General features: G+C 46.2%; 15 protein-coding genes and 1 pseudogene. 4 read left to right on the top strand and 12 right to left on the bottom strand.

All coding sequences use genetic code 11. From position 1 onward, the window contains the following. Positions 1–3: 3 nt before the first annotated feature. The 4 genes from G464_RS0105005 to G464_RS0104990 all read right to left on the bottom strand — a co-directional run bounded on the left by G464_RS0105005 (position 4) and on the right by G464_RS0104990 (position 4216). Positions 4–498, bottom strand: a complete 495-nt coding sequence (locus tag G464_RS0105005; RefSeq protein WP_021617888.1) for an S-ribosylhomocysteine lyase — start codon at positions 496–498, stop codon at positions 4–6. A 175-nt stretch (positions 499–673) separates the two neighbouring features. Further along, positions 674–2023: an ABC transporter substrate-binding protein gene (locus tag G464_RS0105000; RefSeq protein WP_021617887.1), complete on the bottom strand. Its 1350-nt coding sequence runs from the start codon at positions 2021–2023 to the stop codon at positions 674–676. 303 nt (positions 2024–2326) lie between these two features. Beyond that, complete coding sequence (locus G464_RS0104995) at positions 2327–3313, bottom strand: carbohydrate ABC transporter permease (protein ID WP_022856983.1); 987 nt, start codon at positions 3311–3313, stop codon at positions 2327–2329. A 12-nt stretch (positions 3314–3325) separates the two neighbouring features. Next, a complete protein-coding gene (locus G464_RS0104990; RefSeq protein ID WP_039777661.1) occupies positions 3326–4216 on the bottom strand; it encodes a carbohydrate ABC transporter permease in 891 nt (296 codons plus the stop codon). A gap of 379 nt (positions 4217–4595) precedes the next feature. Here G464_RS0104990 and G464_RS08995 point away from each other — a divergent pair. From G464_RS08995 to G464_RS0104975, 3 genes and pseudogenes are all read left to right on the top strand, one after another. Continuing rightward, positions 4596–5606, top strand: a pseudogene (locus G464_RS08995) (LacI family DNA-binding transcriptional regulator); the annotation flags it as partial. A gap of 290 nt (positions 5607–5896) precedes the next feature. Next, on the top strand, positions 5897–9040 hold the full coding sequence (gene lacZ, locus G464_RS0104980) for a beta-galactosidase, LacZ type (protein WP_022856980.1): 3144 nt from the start codon (positions 5897–5899) through the stop codon (positions 9038–9040). A gap of 104 nt (positions 9041–9144) precedes the next feature. After that, positions 9145–9750, top strand: a complete 606-nt coding sequence (locus tag G464_RS0104975) for a superoxide dismutase (protein WP_022856979.1) — start codon at positions 9145–9147, stop codon at positions 9748–9750. 459 nt (positions 9751–10209) lie between these two features. Here G464_RS0104975 and G464_RS08990 read toward each other — a convergent pair whose 3' ends face one another. From G464_RS08990 to G464_RS0104950, 5 genes are read right to left on the bottom strand one after another with little or no spacing between them, the layout of a single operon-like run. Next, positions 10210–10902 carry an ABC transporter ATP-binding protein gene (locus G464_RS08990; RefSeq protein ID WP_022856978.1) on the bottom strand — a complete coding sequence of 231 codons (693 nt, stop codon included), beginning with the start codon at positions 10900–10902 and terminating at the stop codon, positions 10210–10212. Positions 10903–10904: 2 nt separating this feature from the next. Beyond that, positions 10905–11681, bottom strand: a complete 777-nt coding sequence (locus tag G464_RS0104965; protein WP_022856977.1) for an ATP-binding cassette domain-containing protein — start codon at positions 11679–11681, stop codon at positions 10905–10907. A 1-nt stretch (position 11682) separates the two neighbouring features. After that, a complete protein-coding gene (locus tag G464_RS0104960) occupies positions 11683–12558 on the bottom strand; it encodes an ABC transporter permease (RefSeq protein ID WP_021617879.1) in 876 nt (291 codons plus the stop codon). After that, positions 12558–13676, bottom strand: coding sequence for an ABC transporter permease (locus G464_RS08985; protein ID WP_420834445.1), 1119 nt, complete (start codon positions 13674–13676; stop codon positions 12558–12560). Before G464_RS08985 ends, G464_RS0104960 begins: the two co-directional genes overlap by 1 nt. Next, entirely contained in the window at positions 13673–15268 is a 1596-nt protein-coding gene (locus tag G464_RS0104950) for an ABC transporter substrate-binding protein (RefSeq protein ID WP_026472628.1), read from the bottom strand. The genes G464_RS08985 and G464_RS0104950 overlap by 4 nt, the downstream gene beginning before the upstream one ends. A gap of 182 nt (positions 15269–15450) precedes the next feature. On the opposite strand from G464_RS0104950, the gene G464_RS0104945 reads away from it, so the two are divergent. Then, entirely contained in the window at positions 15451–16215 is a 765-nt protein-coding gene (locus G464_RS0104945; protein ID WP_022856975.1) for a type III pantothenate kinase, read from the top strand. Here the strand turns inward: G464_RS0104945 and G464_RS08980 are convergent. Genes G464_RS08980 through glmS form a run of 3 tightly spaced genes read right to left on the bottom strand, consistent with a single transcriptional unit; the run spans position 16193 to position 19743 of the window. Next, the gene (locus G464_RS08980; RefSeq protein WP_049215138.1) at positions 16193–16969 is read right to left on the bottom strand and encodes a pseudouridine synthase; all 777 of its coding nucleotides are present in this window, start codon (positions 16967–16969) and stop codon (positions 16193–16195) included. The genes G464_RS0104945 and G464_RS08980 overlap by 23 nt on opposite strands. 29 nt (positions 16970–16998) lie before the next feature. Beyond that, positions 16999–17853, bottom strand: a complete 855-nt coding sequence (locus G464_RS08975; RefSeq protein WP_022856973.1) for an ADP-dependent NAD(P)H-hydrate dehydratase — start codon at positions 17851–17853, stop codon at positions 16999–17001. A gap of 3 nt (positions 17854–17856) precedes the next feature. Beyond that, positions 17857–19743, bottom strand: a complete 1887-nt coding sequence (gene glmS, locus G464_RS0104930; protein WP_022856972.1) for a glutamine--fructose-6-phosphate transaminase (isomerizing) — start codon at positions 19741–19743, stop codon at positions 17857–17859. Positions 19744–19777: the final 34 nt, after the last annotated feature.

The raw sequence follows: 19777 nt of genomic DNA, 5'->3' as shown, positions 1-19777 counted from the left end.
GTTTTACTCAACTACGCGACGTTCGAAAGCATCGGAACTAATGCCCTGGCTCAAAATAAGCTTGCACCACTCTCGAGCTGTGAACAACGAATGATCTTTGTAATTACCGCAAGTTTCGATGGTGGTAGCAGGGACATCTTCCCACTGTGCCTCAAAAGCAATAAATTCCAAAGATTCTTTCACGGCGCGGGCAACGTCTTGCGCAGAATGTTCACCCCACGCCAACAGATGGAAGCCTGTTCGGCAGCCAAAAGGAGAACAATCAATATAGCCAGGAATGCGCTCACGAAGCTTCACGGCAATAGTGTGTTCAATCGTATGCAAGCCACCGGTAGGAATAGCGTTTTCATTAGGCTGCACTAAGCGAACATCATAGTTAGAAATCACGTCACCATGTGGGCCGCTTTGCGTGTCAATCAAACGCACATAGGGAGCCTTCACAGCAGTGTGATCAAGGCTGAAGCTTTCTGGCATATTTTCAGGAGTTGATTCAGTCATATCTACCTCTCTATGTCTTTATGAGCACAAGCAAAGTCGCCGTGCATGAACTGTTCCCATTATAGAGCGCCTACTCAACCTTCAACTCACCGCGCTGCAGCTCTGTATAAGCAACGCTTCCCACTGTATGAATGAAGTGGGAAGCGTTGGGTGGAGAGGAGAAAAGAAGATTACTTTATTCTTTTACTGTGTAACCCTGCTGCTGTGCGTAGCTGACCAAATCAGCCTGCCAATCTTTAACACCATCAGAGAGCTTCTGGTCGCCAGTGAAGGACTTGCCAACAAAGTCGCCGAACTTACCGCGAGCATATACTTCGAATGGTAGGAACTTATAGCCTGCACGCACATTCTTTGCTGCCTTAGCAAGTTCTTCATTAAACTTCTGACCGCCGAAGTATTCATGAGCCTTACCATCAGCATCGGTAATAGCGGTTTGGTTCAGGAAGTCTTCAGACGACAAGCTGTTGTTATCTGCTGGGAAAGCACCACCTTCAACACGTACCGCTACACCATCCTTGTTGTGGGTAACGTATTCAAGATACTTGTATGCTGCTTCTACCTTCGCCTTATCATCAGACTTGATAACTGTTAAGGACGATCCGCCAGATTCAGAACCTGCTGGCTGACCATCAGAAGTCGGCATCTGGGTAATGCGCCACTTACCATCACCGTTTGGAGCACCAGTCAAGAGATTGTATGGCATCCATGCACCAATAAGCAAAGAAGCAATAGAACCGTTATCTAAGCCCTTATTCCAATCATCAGTCCATCCTGCAGTCTTGGTGTCAATGAGGTCTTCATCAATAAGCTTTTGCCACCAATCTTCGAATTCCTTTACCTTTGGATTGCTGGTCAGCTTAATAGATACAGTCTTTCCATCCTTTGAAGTTTCAAATGGAACTGCACCGTTTTGCCAAGTCATGGAATCAAAGAAACCTGCATCGCCGGAATCAGATGTAATATAAGAGCCGGTTGCGCGCACTTTCTTAGCCGCTTCGTAGAACTGATCCCAGGAAGTAATCTGCGTAGGGTCTACACCTGCTTTATCGAAAACTTCCTTATTGTAGAACCAAGCCATAGGACCAGAATCCATTGGCAGACCGTATACGCCGTCGTTAATATTGACAGAAGCCCAGGTACCTGGAGTATAGAAGTCACTGAAATCTTTTGCACCTAAATCTGCTACGTTTTCTACATATCCGCGAATAACGTACTCAGGAAGAGCATAGTATTCAATCTGAGCCAAGTCTGGAGCACCAGAACCAGCTTGCATAGCATTGTTTAATGCAGTGTACTGATCTTTTGAGGTACCAGCATTAACCAGCTTGATTTTAATATTTGGATTAGCTTTTTCAAAGCCTTTAATAGTGCGACCCATGGTGGAGTCCCATGCCCACACAGTTAACGTCGTTTTACCAGAAGAATCCGAGCTGTTAGCGCTACCAGATTGTGAGCCGCATGCTGCAACAGATCCCAACATCGCTGTTGCACCCAGCACAGCAACAAGCTTCTTACCTAACTTCATCTTGAGTCCTTTCTCAATGATTAGAACGACAACACTATTTTTCTTCCTCTACATATTCATGAGTGCAAGCCTCCATTGCTTGCGGTAACACCTCCCCGTGAACAGCGAGAACATTGTGTTATTTTCGTCGTAGTGTACACGATACCACTATTAAAATGTTTACGCAAACATTTTTGATTTCGTGTCGTTTTTTGATTTTATGTATTGTCGTCATGCTTTCTCTAGCATCACAACTACCTCCGCATAGCAGTGTGGCTGAGACTTACATGAAGCTCAGCCACATCACACACAGGATTTAGTTTCTTACTCCTTCACAGCACCTGCAGCCAAACCGGACTGCCAGTACTTTTGCAAGCAGAGGAAAGCGATAACGAGAGGAATAATCGTGAGCAAAGATCCCGTAATAACCAGATGCTGAATAGGCACACCACCCGATGTTGCAGCCTGATTCTTCCACTGGTTCAAACCAATGGTTAATGGATACCAGTTCGGGTCTTTAATCATAATCATTGGCAGGAAGTAGTTATTCCATGTGGCAACAATAGTAAATAATGCCGTAGTAACAATACCTGGAGATAGCAGAGGTAAGGAAATCTTCCAGAAAGTATGCCACTCACTGGCACCATCAACACGCGCTGCCTCTAAGAGTTCAGTTGGCACAGACTGCTCAGAGAAAATCCACATCAAATACAGTCCAAACGGCGAAATAAGTGATGGAATCAACATAGCCCATGGCGTATTTGTTAATCCTAACTTGGCAAAGAGCAGGAACTGCGGAACAGCTAAAGCAATACCTGGAACAGAAATCGAGCCGATAATAATAGCAAAAACAGCTTTACGTCCAGGAAAACGGAACTTAGCCAATGCATAACCGCCCATAATCGCGAGCAAGGTTGCTCCACCAGCACCCACAAGCACATACAGTAAGGTATTGAGTAGCCAGCGAGTAAAAATGCCGTCGCCATAAGTAAAGACGCCCACAATATTATCAATCAAAGCAAAGCTATGCCCTGGCCCTAAACCGAAAGTGGAGTTAAAATCTGGCTGCGTTTTCGTTGCATTAATCAATAAATATGCAAACGGAAAAAGGCAGTAGATAGCGAAAATTGCACTGACGATCGTTAAGGTAATGCTGCGTCGAGGATTGTTAACATTAGCAAAACCTGCTTTAGCACTGCGTTTACGTTCAGCTTTCTCGTCTGCCAAAACACGCTTTTGACGCAGTTTTTCAGCTTTCTTAGCAGCACGTTCTCGCCGACGAAGACTCATTGTTGAACTTGTTGTTGTCATTGCTCCACCGTCCTACTTCATCTGATCTTTCATACTGCGCAGCTGTACTGCGTAAGCAATCGCCATGGTAATAATGGCCATCACAATAGCCATTGCAGCCGCATAATTACTTTGGTTACCAGAGAAGCTCAAATTATACGCATACATATTTGGCGTAAAGTTCGTGGTAATCGCATTACCTGGAACCATGTTCTGCAAAATGCTTGGTTCATTAAACAGCTGGAAAGAACCAATAATGGAGAAAATAACAGTAATAGCTAAGGAGCCGCGCAGTTCAGGAAGTTTAATAGACTTCACAATTGCCCACTCACTTGCTCCATCAATAGAGGCTGCCTCATAAAGCGAATGCGGAATAGTTGACAGGGAGCTGTAGAAAATCAGCATGTTATAGCCCGTGTATTCCCATGTGACGATATTACCGATGGATGCCAGCAACATATTAGGAGCAAAAGCATCAAAATGCGTATCAAAGAAGGAATTAAAACTTCCCACAAGACCATATTTTGCACCGTAGGCAAAACCCCAAATCAAGGTAGACACCACAGCAGGAACTGCGTAAGGCAAGAAAGTTCCAATGCGGAAAAACTTTGTGCCATGTAACTTCATAGAGTCAATCGCCAATGCCAAAGCAGCTGCCAAGAACAACATAATAGGAACCTGCACGAGAGTAAATAGACTTACGCGCATAACTGCTGCCCAGAACTGCTGGTCTTTAAACAGACGCGCATAATTATCTATTCCTACAAAAACGTTACCACCAATCAGGCGCTGCTGATAAAAGCTAATATAAATGGCGTAAGCAATAGGAATAATAAAAACAAAAGCAAAAACAGCCGCAAAAGGCCACATAAACTTCCAGCCACGCCAGTCTGCCTTATGACGATTAACAGGCACATGACTCATGCGTGTTTGTGCAGCTGTAGCACGCGATCGTTGTGCACTCACCTGACACTCCTCCTCATTAAGAAATATGGAACATTTAAGAACTGCTGAAACGTGAAATCTCGTGTTGAAATCTCTGGCGGAATTCCCCGCGAAATTTCTGACGAAATCTCTCATGAAAACATCGACGTTCCCATTTTTTAAGTTAGTTTCTCAAGAAATCTTTTGAAACTTAATGCATTTCTCAAATGTTTGCGTTATCATAATAACATTACAACGGAACGAACGCAACACACATGCACACAGACATGATGTGAAGATTTTCGCTAAAATGGCATATATGCCATGAAATACCAGTGCAACAATGCCGCTGTACTCGATGAAGTAAGGAAGTGGGACTATGGCACGCAAATCACCTGTGTCTTTACAGGATGTTGCCAAAGAGGCAGGAGTTTCACCACAAACTGTTTCGCGCGTCGCTAATGGTAGCGATGCCGTAAAACCTGATACTAAACAACGTGTGGAACGGGCTATGGATAAGCTGGGATACCGTCCAAATTATGCTGCCCGCGCGCTCAAGTATCAACAATTTAACAATGTTGGCGTTATTTTGTTTGACACCTCCACTTTTGGTAATTCACGTATTCTTAGCGGTATTTCTGCCGCAGCAAGTCAATACGATTTTGCTATTACTATGTGCACGCTTCTCAACCAACAAGAACGAACTTTGCAGGCAGCAATGGAGCGCATGAAGCAACTTCCGGTAGACGGCGTAATTGTGGTTCTTGAACGTCGCATTCCTGATTTTGAAACTTTTGCACCGCCGTCAAAACTTCCAGTGGTGCTTATTACTGACCAACCTTCGGCTCATTGCCCAACAGTAGATGGCGACCAATACGGCTGCTCAACTGAGATTGTGGATTATTTGATGCGCAAAGGACATAAAACCGTGTATCACATGGCTGGACCTCTTGATTCTCGCGCAGCCCAGAGCCGTGAACGCGGATGGCGAGACGCTTTGCACGCGCATGGCATAACTCAGCTTCCTCCTTTATATCGCGGAGATTGGTTGGCAGATAGTGGATATCAGGCGGGATTAGCATTAGCTCATGAGCCAGATTGCACTGCTGTGTATGCTGCGAACGATCAGATGGCTTACGGCATTATGCTTGGTTTACGCACAGCAGGTAAGCGTGTGCCCGAAGATGTGAGTATTGTTGGCGTGGATGATTCCTTAGTGGGCAATGTTCCTCGCTTAAATTTAACCACGATGCGCATGCGTTTTGATTTGATTGGCCGTGAAGCCTTCTTAAGCGTTAAGGCTTTAATTGATGGGCAGAAAGTAGAAACAGGGCGCGAAAAACTGATTGCCTCCACTTTTGTAGAGCGCAGTTCTGTACGTGATTTAAATGCTCCACACAATACAGCGAGCGCGAAGGGTGCCGATACTTCAGCTGGCATTATTGCCTCGTCTGCGACTTTACCCTCAGGATCTGCACCTGACCTAGCGTTGAGTGTTCTTCAAGAAGTTCAAGCCCCACCCGATGTGGCAGACAATGCGGGTAGCGCAGACAGTGCGGACAGCACAAACAGCGCAGGTAACGCGAAAAAGCAAGTAACGCAAAACGCGCGAAAAGTACGAAAAGTACGAAATAACAATAATTCTTAGTAGAACTCTCACTCAAAGAGGAGTAAATCATTATGACAATCGAATTTCCACATAGTATTCATGCAACTCAGCCAAGCGAGCAATGGCTGACTGACCCATCTATCTGTGCAGTTAATCGTTTAGATGCCCATAGCGACCATGCAATCCGTGGATCGCAGGGCGAAAGTTTGCGCCATAGTTTAGATGACTCTAATGGGACATGGCATGCCAGTGTTGTGTATCACGACAGCAGCTTGCTTGAACGTATCAGTCAGGCAAGTATTCAAGCCAGTGCCCGCGAGTTTTTGACTGAACTCAAGGAGCCTATTTCGAAGGTGCGTGTTCCTGGACATCTGCAAACTGATGAACTGTTCCCTCATCAATATGTTAATCAGCAGTATCCATGGGATGGTCATGCACAGCTCGATGCTCCCGACATTCCTGAGCACAACCGTGTGGGCGTCTACGCCCGTGATTTTATGCTTTCACCTCGTGAGATTGCTGCTCTGCTCAATTCGCGTGACGGCTTAGGCGAGCGTGTGCATCTAACTTTTGATGGCGCGGCTATTGCTCTGTATGTGTGGGTTAATGGTGTGTTTATTGGCTATGCCGAGGATTCTTTTACTCCAAGCGAGTTTGACGTCACCGATGTGCTTCGCGAAGGTGTTAATACAGTAGTTGCTGCGTGTTATGAATATTCCACCGCGCATTGGTTAGAAGATCAGGATTATTGGCGTTTGCATGGTTTATTCCGCAGTGTTCATCTAGACGTTATACCTGCTGTGCATGTGCAGCATGTGCACGCTGCATCTGATTATGATTGGCACACTTCGCGCGGCTTGTTATCTGGAACTGTTTACGTAAACAGTTCGCAGACAGCGCATGTTCACATTGAACTGCTTGACGCTCGCGAAGAAGTAGTTTATGACGAACAATACATGCTCGAACAAGGAAGTAGCACTTTTGAGCTGAACGCAACCGTGCAGAATGCTCAACCATGGAGCGCAGAAGATCCATATCTGTATGCTTTGCGTTTCACCGTGTTAGACGACACTAATACGGTTATTGAGAAATCCCACACTCGTCTTGGATTCCGTCATTTTGAGCTTGACCCTCAGGACCACATAATGAAGCTCAACGGCAAGCGCATTGTATTTAAGGGAGTTAATCGCCATGAGTTTGGTTCTGACTGTGGTCGTGCGCTGAGTGAAGAGCAGATGCTCTGGGATATTAAGTTCCTCAAACAGCACAATATTAATGCTGTGCGCACAAGCCATTACCCTAATCAAACGCGATGGTATGAGCTGTGCGATAAGTACGGCATTTATCTGATTGATGAAACTAACTTGGAAACCCACGGTTCTTGGTGCGATGCTTTTGGTACCGTTACCGAACACCGCGCGGTTCCATCATCACGTATGGAATGGCTCAACCCGTGCATGGATCGCGTGAACTCTATGTTTATGCGCGATGTTAATCATGCTAGCGTTCTCATATGGTCATTGGGTAATGAATCATACGGTGGCGAAGTGTTCGTGCACATGAGCAACTACTTCCATGAACACGACACACGCCCAGTTCATTACGAAGGCACCACATGGAATCGCGAGTTTGAGCACGTTACCGATATTGAGTCACGCATGTATGCGCGACCGCAAGACGTTGAAGCCTATTTAACTGGCTCTTCTGAGCTTGGTCAGCCTCGTAAACCATATATTTCTTGTGAGTATATGCATGCGATGGGTAATTCTTTGGGCGGTATGAAGCTGTATACCGATTTAGAAAAATATGACCTGTATCAGGGTGGATTTATTTGGGATTACGGCGATCAGGCTTTAGAACAGCAGCTAGCAGACGGCTCTACCCGTTTAACCTACGGTGGTGATTGGTATGACCGTCCAACTGATTATGAGTTTAGCGGCAACGGCATTGTTTTTGCTAATCGTAAACCAACTGCTAAGGTTGCCGAAGTTAAATTCCTCTATGCTAACGTGAAGATTAACATCGCTGAAGATTTATCTGTGCACATTGTTAACGATAATTTATTTACGTCTACTCAAGATCATGTTTTTGTGGCGCGCGTTCTTATTGATGGCGTAGAACAGTGGACGCACAATTATCGTTTTAATATTCCTGCTTTAAGTGAGCAAACAGTAAGAGTTGATTGGCCTGATGCTCAGCTTTTCGACGGTAAAGAGATGGTTCTTGAGCTTGCTTATACACTCGGCGAGCATACAGCTTGGGCTCATGCTGGTTACGAGATAACTTTCGGTCAGCGTGCAATTGCTTTACCAGAGCGGCCTGTGAGCGAAATTCATCCATCTGCTCATATTGTTGAGGATTATTGGAATATCGGTTTGCGCACAGCTCAGGCTGAGATTTTGCTGTCACGTCAGCATGGTGGACCAGTAAGTTTTAAGCGACTGAATCAAACTGACGATATGGTTGTGCGCACTCCTAAGCTCACAACATGGCGTGCGTTAACTGATAATGACCGCGGTTACCAAGCAGGTTTTACGCGCGCTCAATGGTTTGCTGCTGGACGTTTTGCGCAGATGTCAGGAAAAGATTTTGCGATTGACCGCAAGAACGGAACAATAACTGGTACATATACCTATACTTTGGCTACAGCTGCTCATACTCCTGTAACCGTCGTGTGGGAAGTCGATAGTTCTGCTCGTGTTCATCTGACTGCTACTTTCTCTGGAAATCATAACGAGCCTTCAAATCCTTTAGCTTTCGGACTTGAATGGATGCTTCCTGCTTCCTATACGCACACACGTTTTTATGGTTTAGGGCCTGAGGAAAGCTATGCTGACCGTCACAATGGAGTAAAACTGGGCGTATGGTCTACTACTATTTTCGATGATGTTCAGCCATATCTTCTTCCTCAGGAAACAGGAAACCATGAAGATACGCGCTTTGTAGAGCTTACTAATCAGTTTGGTCATGGTTTACGTGTAAGCGCTCATGCAGGCAGTACTTTTGCTTTTAGTGCCTTGCCTTATAGCTCCGCCATGCTTGATGAAGCCACCCATCAGGAAGAATTGCCAGCACATACGCATACCTTCTTGCGACTTCTTGCAGCCCAGCAAGGAGTAGGTGGCGATGATTCTTGGGGATCTCCAGTTCATGATGAATTCCAGATTGACGTGACGAAGCCTGTGATTCTCGATGTGGATATTGAATTAATCTAATTGGTATACAAGCGTTCGTGATATTTCACACATTGTGGCTTATTGCGAACGCTTATGCGCGAAAATAGTAGGGACGTTATTTCTGTCACTAAAGAAGGAGAATCATGGCAATTTACACTCTCCCTGAACTGCCATATGACTACGCAGCACTCGAGCCACATATTTCTGGCAAGATTATGGAGCTTCATCACGATAAGCATCATGCAAACTACGTAGCAGGCGCTAATACAGCTCTTGAGCGTCTCGAAGAAGCACGCGATAAGAACGATTTTGCTGCTATCAACTTGTGGGAAAAGAATCTCGCTTTCAACTTGGGTGGTCATATTAATCACACCTTCTTCTGGAACAATTTGACTCCAGAAGGTAAGGGTCGTCCTGATGGTGAATTCGGCGAAGAAATCACCAAGCAGTTCGGTTCCTTTGAAAAGTTCCAGGCTCAGTTCACTGCTGCTGCTTTGGGATTGCAGGGTTCTGGTTGGGCTGTTCTCGCATGGGATGCTTTGGGTGACCGCTTGGTAACCTTCCAGCTCTACGATCAGCAGTCTAATGTTCCAGTCAACATTGTTCCACTGGTTATGCTCGACATGTGGGAGCACGCATTCTACTTGGATTATGTGAATGTAAAGGCTGACTACGTGAAGGCTTGGTGGAATATCGTCAACTGGGATCACGCAGCAGAAACATGGGCAAAGGCTAAGGGCTTAAAGTAACAATAAAAGCCACGTGGGGGTACAGAGTTGAATAACCTGTACCCCCCACTTTTGTTTTCGCCTAGCTTGCGTTTTGATAGTGATGGCGTGCTCTCATACGTTCCTGAAAGTTGCTAGCGTCGCACGCACACAACGCCCACGTCCACTTTAAGGATTGCAGTCTTCGTGCCGTGCATGAATCATGGAGTACTATACCAAATCAAACCACCCCCACGAAACCCCAAGAGCAAGTTTGCCTACATACGTGAAGTCGATACGCGCAACCGATATGCCACTTGTGAAGCCATTTTTCCGCATCAAAACTGGCATAACAGTGTATTAATCGGTTAAGCAGAATGTGTAAGAGTAATAGCTCTTCGGATGTAACGCAGTGTGAAGGTTAATCGCACAGAACAACTGCTAGTCACTCACCTGCAACCTCGAAAACCCTGCTAAACCCCCAAGAACCAGAATACGTCCTCACCATCGCGCAGCATCAATCAGTTGTTTTGTATATTCATGTTGAGGATGCGCAAGAATCTCGCGTGTAGAACCCTGCTCAACAATACGCCCGCGATGCATCACAACCAGAGTATCGGAAACTTGTTGCGCAACACCTAAATCATGCAGAACGATTAAGGTAGCCAGATTACGTTCGCGCTGAATCCTTGCTAAAGCCTCAATAATATGCTGTTTTCCCAGCACATCAACAGCGCTCACTGGCTCATCAGCTACCAGTAGGCTCGGATTACTCAGCAAAGCACGTGCAATTGCTACGCGCTGAGCTTGCCCACCTGAAATATCGCTCACATACCGTCCGAGTAATTCCTCTCCCAAGTCAATGCTGTGCAAAGCAGAAATCACATCAGAGCGATCCACCTGAGTCGTTGAGCCTTCACGCACAATACGTTCCACAGTCCACCGTGGGTCAAGAGAAGTCAGCGGATTTTGAAAAACTAAGCCTGTGCTCGCTGGATCCGCAATCTCCACTTCCCCAGCTTGAGGAGTAATAAAACCGAGCGCAATATTCAAGACGGTGGTTTTGCCTGAACCAGACTGACCGACAATTGCTACACGCTCCCCCTCGCTCACACTCAGGCTGACTGCATGAACAGCAGGCTCATGCGCACCTGCAAAACTATGAGAGACCTCACGTAAAGATAATAAACTCATGATCACTCCCCCTCACCGCGTACAGCTATACTGCGTGCAGCTTCAACCAATTGACGGGTGTAGTCCACGCTCGACTCGTATAGTTCCTCTAAACGTCCACTATCTACAACCCCACCGTTATTAATCACATAACAGCGATGAGCTACCCGAGAAATAACAGCAAAATCATGACTAGCAAATATTACGCTCAAATTCTGCTTATCAGAACGTTCTACAAGCACATCCATAATCTGCTTTTGCACAATAGAATCAACAGCAGTAGTTGGCTCGTCAGCAATAAGCAGTTGAGGATGTGCCACAACAGCCTGCGCAATAGCTGCTCTCTGCGCTTGCCCTCCCGATAGTTCTGAAGGGTAACGCGAGACTAAATCACTGTCTAAGCCAACGCTTTCTAAAGCTTGCTGCACGCGGTGCAAACGTTCCGCAGCACTCAAATTGTAATGCAATGTAAGAGGTAGCTCCACGTTAGCACGCACAGAAACTACCGGGTTAAGAGCTGCCACAGGATTTTGGAAAACAGCAGTCATATACGTACCGCGCATAGCTGCACGTTCATGCTCACTGAGTTCTAAAACATTAACTCCATCAATAAGAATTTGCCCTTCAACCCTCATAGAACGTGGAAGAGTTCCTAAAATTGCTTTTGTTATTAATGATTTTCCTGAACCCGAGGCACCGATTAAACCGATACGTTCATGATCTGCTACGTCAAGATTCACGTTATGCAATAACTGGTTATTGCATAAACTCACAGAAAGATTTTTAATCTGTACACTCATATTATTGCCTCAATGCTTCGTTCGATACAGGATCACTTGCTTCTCGCAGAGCGTCGCCCAGTAAGTTCACGCTGAGAACTGCAAGAGTAATAAGTAAACCTGGCCAGATTGCTACGCTCGGATGGACGGTAACATAGCTGACCGCGCTCGCTAAAGATCGTCCCCATGATGCAATATGACTTGGCACACCAACTCCGAGATATGTTAAACCTGATTCCGCAAGCATTGAGGTTGCTGCAGCCAGAGAAACATTAATAATAACGGATGGCATGATTTGTGGCAGAATATGTTCAATAAAAATTCTGCCGTGTGATTTTCCTTTATACCGCGCGAAAGTAACGTAAGGCGAGCGCGCGGCAGCCACTGCTACAGGACGCACAACGCGCATAAGATTAAGACTGTATGCGAAAGAACATGCGATAATAATGCCTGCAATACTTGCTCCGAGAGGAGCTGCGCATAACAATGCTACAACAATGGTTGGTATGGAAATTAAAGCATCAATAATAATGACGCTGAGTGTGCGCACACCAGTATGACGGCTAATAGTCACAGATACTCCTGCAATACCTACAACACATGTAATCACAGACACAGCTATAACAATAAGTAGCTCTGTAGCAGATCCTGCCAGAAGCCATGATGCAATATCTGCACCTGCTCCATCTGTTCCCAGCCAATGCGCAGCAGATGGCGAGCTCCACACATTGTAACCATCACTAATGTTCAAATCGTATGGAGTCCATACCAGCGAAACGAGGGCAGTAATAATCCATAACGCACAGAAAAGGCAGGCGAATAAACCGTCTGTGCGCATAAGAATGGAGCGGATAATAATACGTAAAGTTCTTAAAGGTGTTTTTTCTGTGTTTTTCATTATTGATCCCGCCTCTTCGTATCCACTTCTATCGCTTGTGTTGCGCGAGTATTAGTGCTGTGAGCAGAGGTTTTTAGACGAGGATCGAGCATACGCACAATCGTGTCAATAACAAATCCCACAATGAGGAAGAAAGCTGATAAAAGCAATAGCTCAGTTTGCACAGACGCGAGGTCTCGCTCAGATAAATCTGTCATGAGCATAGTAGCGAGTCCAGGCAGATTAAAGAGGGTTTCTACGGTCAGAACGCCGGTAATCATGGAGGCAAAAGTAACGCCTGCAACCGATGCAATCTGCGGGGCAGCTAAACGCAAACCTGTGGTGCGCACAGCCTGAGCATAGGTCATTCCTGAAGCCATGCTCCACGCAATATAATCAGATTTTTCTACGTCAACAATTGCAGAGCGGGTGTAGCGCATAAGATGTGCTCCCGTAATAATACTCACTGACAAAGCAGGAATAATTAACGATGCAGCTGCACTCACCACATTCGCAGGTGAACTCAAAGGATTGGATGGGAAGCCCTGCGTTGGTAACACGTTAAGCATTCCGTTGCCTTTTCCAAAAACAATAATAAGAGCTAAAGCTGCCCACAATGCAGGAACGGCGCCCAAAATCTGAGAAATCACACGCAGTCCACCGCGCACCCAAGCGTGCCGTGAAGTGAGCGAGTACACGGCCGTAGGCAAAGCAATCACTAGGGTTAAAACCATGCTCACTACGATGAGCGGGAAAGTCACCGCCGCACGCGTGAGCAATCGCGTGCTCATAGCTTGCCCAGTGAGCAAAGACGTGCCTAAATGCCCGGTAAAAATAGAGCCTAACCATTGCCCATACTGCACAATAAGAGGCCGATTGAGACCTAACTCAGCGCGCAACTGCTCATATTTTTCTGGAGTTGAATTCGTTCCAGCCATAATAGCTGCAATATCGCCAGGCAAAACACGCAGGGCGAAGAAAATAACGACGGATACAATCCACAGCATAAGCAGGAGCACAGCGAAACGTTTGAGGGCAGTTGCGACTTTTGACTGATTCTTTGCCTTTTTTGCCTTTTTCATCTTTTTCGGCTCCGTCGTCGTGCTCGCCTTCGTCATCTCTGTCTTCATCTCCGTCATCGCACACTCACCTCCCACAACGGCAAAACGGTTTGATTCAAATTCACAGGGAATCCTTCTACATTTGTGCGCCATGCAGAGACCACACGGAAATTCATAATCCAATCAGCTGGGGCATCTTCGCTTACAATGCGAGCAGCCTTCGCCAGCAAGGTATCGCGCTGTTCATCACTCAGCGCTGCCATAGCTTCGGCATAGAGCTTCTGAACTTGGGCATTATTGTATCCGTAATAGTAATCTGGCGTAGCCCACTGCTTAAAGTCATGACTATCGTTATGGTCAACCATTGATATGTCGAAATTGTGCTGCTTGTAGACTTGCGCAAGCCATGTGGCAAATTCTGTGCGGTTAACCGTTAAATCTATGCCAATTTTGGCCAGCTGGCTGCGTAATTGTTGACCAATTTCTGCTGGGTAAATATTGGCGTAGGTCAAGGTGAGTTTCAGTGGTGTGCTTGGACTGTATCCTGCTTCTTGCATTAACGATTGTGCTTTTTTCACATCTGTAGCGTATAGTCCTGTTAAATCTTCATAGCCAGGATCAAGGCTAGGAATAGGCCCGCCGAGAAGAGCATCCGTTCCTCCTCGCGAGGCGATAATGGATTTTTCGTCGATGGCATAGCGAATTGCTCGGCGCACACGTTTGTCGGTAAAAGGCTCCTTGCGATTGTTGAATGCCAACACGTATTTGTCTGTGCCGTCGCCTGCTTGAACCTGAAAACGCTCGTCTTTTTCGATGGTAGAGGCAAGTTGTGAGCTGATAGGTGCGAGGACTTGCACATCGTTCGATTCCAGAGCGTGAAGAGCAGCCTGAGGGTCTACGTAATAGTTGAGCACAATAGTGCGTACTTGCGCTTTGTGTGCGCTCCCCCAGTAGTTCGGGCGAGCTTGGAGAGTAACGGATACTCCGGGATTGTATGCGGCAATGGTATATGGACCGGAGCCTACGGCTTGGGTCTTTGCGTCGTATGTTGCATCTTTATCGTAGACCACACCTGCACGGCTCGACAGATTCCACAAAAGTTCGGAATATGGGGCGCTGAGGCGTAGCACAACTGTGTGAGCATCGAGCGCTTTTACCGATTCAAAGTTCGCCAGAGAAACCGCGCCTTGCAGTTGCTTATCCATCATAGTTTGGATTGACCAGGCCACGTCCTGAGCATCTAAAACATGTCCATTACTAAAACTCATATTCTTATGAAGGTGGAAAGTATATTGCTTACGGTCAGCACTGACCTCCCATGACTGCGCTACACCGGGAGACACGCTGTTATCAGAATTGCGCGTGAGCAAAGCCTCATATACATTACCTATAAGCAACTGCTCAAGTGCTGTTCCTGAGGTTGTGCGTAAATCTAAATTAGTTGGCGCTAAAGTAAGACCTATAGCTAGACGATTACTCGTAGTACGCTCAGATAGGTTGATATAGCCAATCGTCACTCCCGTCAGTGTTACAACAACAGCCAGAGCAGCTGCAATCATGCTCCACCACGGTTTTATTTTTGCTTGTAATAATGGTTTTCGACGAGCATTAAGCTCATCGTCTAAACTTTGGACAGGTATGCTTAACTGCCCACGTGAATTGTTTTTCATTTTCTCCCTTAAGTCCCCGCGTCCAAGACGTCGTTGCTCGTAGAGTTTCGTGGTATGTGCACAACTATACTCAGCTGTTCCTACATGAATCACAGATGAATTTCTCACGTCTAAAAACACACGCTCCGTCACGCAAAGCACGTACAATCAAATACAGTTGAACATTCGCGAAGGAGGTTTCTATGCTCATCGCTGTTGATATTGGCAATACCAATATTGTTTTAGGCTTTATGCAGGGTCCAGATATTACGCATAGTTACCGTCTCACCACATCGGGCGTGCGTACGAGCGATGAATACGGCATTCATCTTCTACAGTTTCTCTCTCTAAGCGGTTATACAACCGATGACGTAGAAGATGTGATTGTGTGCTCTGTTGTTCCGAGCGTTATGCATTCTTTCCGCGGTTCGATTGAAAAATTCTTAGGCAAAACCCCTATAGTTGTAGGGCCAGGCATCAAAACAGGTATGGCTGTGCGCATTGACGATCCTAAATCTTTGGGAGCAGACTGTTTAGTAGATTGTGTAGCTGCTTCTGCTTTGTATGGCACGCCTTGCTTGGTTATTGATATGGGCACTGCCACTACTTTCAACTATGTAGATACGAGCGGAGCGATTACGATGGGCGTTATTCAGACGGGTTTGCTCACCTCTGCACGCGCTTTAGCAGGTAATACTGCTCAACTTCCTGAAGTAGAGATTGCCTCGCCGTCAACTGTTATGGCGAAAAATACGTTTAGTGCTATTCAAACAGGATTATATTACGGTTTTATTGGCGGTATTGAACGCATGATTAAACAGTGTCGTGAAGAAACTGGCACTGATTTTACGGTAGTAGCTACTGGAGGTTTTGGGCGCGTTATTGAACACGATAGCGATTTTATTGATATATATGACCCTGATTTGATTTTTAAGGGTATGCGCATTATTTACGAGAAGAATCACTAAAACTCTGTCCGCTCACATCCAGCGGATAGCGTGATTCAAATCGCATAGTGCGATGCGAATACGGATCAATAAACTCTAAACTGCGAGCCACAAGCTGAAGAGGATGAGTAAAATCCGTATCGTCACGTTTACGCATAACTGGGTAAAAATCATCGCCTAAAATCGGTAATCCTAAAGCGTTCATATGCACCCGCAGCTGATGCGTTTTCCCTGTACTCGGATACAGAGTGTAAGCGCGATACCCTGCTCGCACAACATCTGCAGGCTGATTACCAGAAACTTCTATGCGCGTATGAGCATTAACTTCGCCAGGCTCTTCAAATGCTTGCAAAATATGATGCACTTTCACTATATGCGAGCGTCTTTCGAGAGGAAAAGGTGCTGACGGATTATCGCGGCGGACGGTTCCATAACGCGGCGTGCAGATAGGAGACATCGGCGCTAAGCATTCATACACTTTTCTTGCTTTTTTATTTTGGAAGAGTAACTGATATTTACCGCGTGCTTTAACATCGCGCACAAAAACAACGATGCCTGCGGTTAAGCGGTCTAAACGATGTGCCGGCACAATATCGTCTTCGCCAAAAATGTCACGCAAACGCATAAGAGCAGTAGATTTATACCACATACCGCGCGGCATGGTGGGTAAGAAATGAGGTTTATCTACGACGATAATATGCTCGTCTTCGTAAAGAACAGGTAAATCAAAGGGAATATCTGGTTCATCGGTAACGAAGGCATGGGCACGCTGCACTCGATGATTACGATGACGGCGGCGAGACACTAAGCAGCACCCCCCTTCAGTTGCGCTATAGACTGCGGAATGAGTTTTGTCATATCAAGCAGATTAAGAGCATGTTCTCCCTGACCAGAAGCAATGTGTGCTGCTACCGAGTGCACGCGCACTGCTGCAGCAGCTATGCGCACAAGATTATATTGTTGTGCTCTCAGTTCTTGAGCATGTTGAGCAATTACACCGCCCATAAGTCCTGCTAATACATCTCCTGTGCCAGCAGTAGCCAACCAATGCGTAGCAGGAGGACATACGAATGTTTCACAGCCATCGGATACCACAGTCTGAGCGCCTTTCAAAACCATTGTGCAGCCCAGTAATCGCGCTAAGCTCTGTGCTGTATCTTCAGGATTATCAGCACATTCCTGCGCAGAACGTGCGTGCCCCAAGGCAGAAAAAACTCGGGCAGCTTCACCGGTGTGAGGGGTAAGAACGCAGTGAGCACGTTGCTCATCGCTCAGATCCATCGTGGTAAAACCTTCTAAAGCTCCTGCATCAATAACAGCATATTGAGCATCGAGATTGCGGATTATCTCGTCAATAAGCGGGTTACTTCGCGCATCCGCATAACCGCTTCCCAGCACCCAGCAATCTACATGGTTGTGAGAAGAAGCAGAAAACACTACTTCGGGATGCAAACCAAGTAATGCCTGCACAACTGTGCTTGGACCACTATAGCGCACGTATCCAGCACCGCACGAGGCAGCCGCGCTTACAGACAAAACACCTGCTCCAGGATACTCTTCACTGCCCGTAACTAAGCCCACTACTCCCCGTGTATATTTGGAGTCTTGAGCGGACGGAGGGGTAAAAAGTCCGTGCAGGTGTTCGTCTGTGTACAGCATTATCTACTCGACGGTTACAGACTTGGCGAGATTACGTGGCTTATCAACATCAAAGCCTTTCAGCTGAGCCATATTCATAGCAAATAATTGCAGCGGAATAACATCAACTAGAGGGCTCATGAGTGTTGGACACTGCGGACGCCAGAAGACCACATCAGCATAATCGCGTACGTTGTCGTCACCTTCTTCTGCAACGGCGATAGTATAAGCTCCACGAGCACGCACTTCTTCAATGGCAGAAATAACCTTGGAATGCAAAATATTACGACCACGTGCTGGTGGCACAATAACCACAACAGGTTCGCCAGAATCTACTAAAGCAATAGGACCGTGCTTGAGTTCCCCAGCTGCAAAACCTTCAGTAAATGTGTATGCGATTTCTTTGAGCTTTAATGCTCCTTCCAAAGCCACTGGGTATCCCACATGGCGTCCTAAGAAGAGGAAGGAATGCGCATCCAACATTTTTTCTGCAGCTTGCTTAATAGTGTCTGACTGCGTATCGATAACTCGTTGAATCTTATCTGGCATAGCGCGCAGTTCTTCAATAACATCGCGGATTTCGTCACGATACATAGTGCCCTTAGCTTGAGCTAAATACAGGCCAATCAAATAAGCGGCAGTAATCTGCGCAACGAAAGCTTTGGTCGATGCCACAGCAATTTCTGGCCCTGCATGCGTGTAGAGCACAGCATCGGATTCACGAGGAATAGTCGAGCCTTGTGTATTGCAAATAGCCAGTACTCGTGAGCCTTGTTCACGAGCGTGGCGCACAGCCATCAAAGTATCCATCGTTTCGCCCGACTGAGATACAGCCACAACCAACGTACGTGGAGTAAGAATAGGATCACGATACCTAAATTCGTGTGCTAATTCCACTTCAACTGGAATTCGCACCCAATGTTCAATAGCGTATTTTGCCACTAATCCCGCGTAAGAAGCGGTACCGCATGCCACCACAATAATCTTGTCAATAGAGCGGAACACATCTTCATCAATATGCACCTCGTCGAGATTTAAATCTCCGTTGAGGTTAAAGCGTCCGAGCAGAGTATCTGCTACAGCATGAGGTTCTTCATGGATTTCCTTATTCATAAAGGAATCCCAACCGCCTTTATCTGCGGCAGACGCATCCCAATCAACAGTAAATGGACGAAGTTCAACATCGTTGCCATAAAAATCGGTTACTGTAACGCTATCAGGAGTAATCTGCACGGCTTCATCTTGACCAAGTTCTAAAGCGTTCTTCGTATATGCAACGAAAGCAGCTACATCAGAACCGAGGAAGTTTTCTCCCTCACCCAAGCCCACAACTAATGGCGAATCATGACGAGCACCCACAACCGTATGTGCTTGGCGATTATCTACTGCCAAAATAGTAAAAGTTCCTTCAAGCTGACGTGCTACGCGACGCACAGCTTCGAAAATATCTGGTGTACCTGTTTCGGCAATAATATCGTTTGCAGTTTTCCCAATCAGTTTCGCAGCTACTTCTGTATCTGTATCAGATTCAAAAGTATAGCCTTCATCGAGCAGTTGCTGCTTAAAAGCTGGAGCATTCTCAATAATACCGTTGTGAATAATAGCCACTTCCCCATCCTGACTCAGATGAGGATGTGCATTCGTATCGCTTGGAGCACCGTTAGTTGCCCATCGCGTATGACCAATACCAGCCGTTGCATCAGGCAGAGGATTATTGTGAACGCTAGTTACTAAATTATCGAGGCGTCCTTCCCTCTTTCTAAAAGCAATAGTATCTAAGTCAGGAGAGCTTAAAGCCACGCCCGCGGAGTCGTATCCTCGATACTCCAAACGTGCCAAGCCTTGCAAACATACTTCTAATGGCTTACCGCAAGCGGTACCACCGCCTGCATATCCAACAATTCCACACATAACACTTCATTATATAGGATGGGTGCACGTTATG

It is taken from the genome of Alloscardovia omnicolens DSM 21503, assembly GCF_000420505.1.
Taxonomy (GTDB): domain Bacteria; phylum Actinomycetota; class Actinomycetes; order Actinomycetales; family Bifidobacteriaceae; genus Alloscardovia; species Alloscardovia omnicolens.
Note: the sequence above shows the minus strand (reverse complement) of the source record. Positions and strands in the feature narration are given on the sequence as shown.

Excerpts from the sequence above, each read along its gene's own strand:
- G464_RS0105005 (WP_021617888.1), bottom strand. The coding sequence starts at position 498 with ATGACTGAATCAACTCCTGAAAATATGCCAGAAAGCTTCAGCCTTGAT.
- G464_RS0105000 (WP_021617887.1), bottom strand. The coding sequence starts at position 2,023 with ATGAAGTTAGGTAAGAAGCTTGTTGCTGTGCTGGGTGCAACAGCGATG.
- G464_RS0104995 (WP_022856983.1), bottom strand. The coding sequence starts at position 3,313 with ATGACAACAACAAGTTCAACAATGAGTCTTCGTCGGCGAGAACGTGCT.
- G464_RS0104990 (WP_039777661.1), bottom strand. The coding sequence starts at position 4,216 with ATGAGTCATGTGCCTGTTAATCGTCATAAGGCAGACTGGCGTGGCTGG.
- lacZ (WP_022856980.1), top strand. The coding sequence starts at position 5,897 with ATGACAATCGAATTTCCACATAGTATTCATGCAACTCAGCCAAGCGAG.
- G464_RS0104975 (WP_022856979.1), top strand. The coding sequence starts at position 9,145 with ATGGCAATTTACACTCTCCCTGAACTGCCATATGACTACGCAGCACTC.
- G464_RS08990 (WP_022856978.1), bottom strand. The coding sequence starts at position 10,902 with ATGAGTTTATTATCTTTACGTGAGGTCTCTCATAGTTTTGCAGGTGCG.
- G464_RS0104965 (WP_022856977.1), bottom strand. The coding sequence starts at position 11,681 with ATGAGTGTACAGATTAAAAATCTTTCTGTGAGTTTATGCAATAACCAG.
- G464_RS0104960 (WP_021617879.1), bottom strand. The coding sequence starts at position 12,558 with ATGAAAAACACAGAAAAAACACCTTTAAGAACTTTACGTATTATTATC.
- G464_RS08985 (WP_420834445.1), bottom strand. The coding sequence starts at position 13,676 with ATGACGGAGATGAAGACAGAGATGACGAAGGCGAGCACGACGACGGAG.
- G464_RS0104950 (WP_026472628.1), bottom strand. The coding sequence starts at position 15,268 with ATGAAAAACAATTCACGTGGGCAGTTAAGCATACCTGTCCAAAGTTTA.
- G464_RS0104945 (WP_022856975.1), top strand. The coding sequence starts at position 15,451 with ATGCTCATCGCTGTTGATATTGGCAATACCAATATTGTTTTAGGCTTT.
- G464_RS08975 (WP_022856973.1), bottom strand. The coding sequence starts at position 17,853 with ATGCTGTACACAGACGAACACCTGCACGGACTTTTTACCCCTCCGTCC.
- glmS (WP_022856972.1), bottom strand. The coding sequence starts at position 19,743 with ATGTGTGGAATTGTTGGATATGCAGGCGGTGGTACCGCTTGCGGTAAG.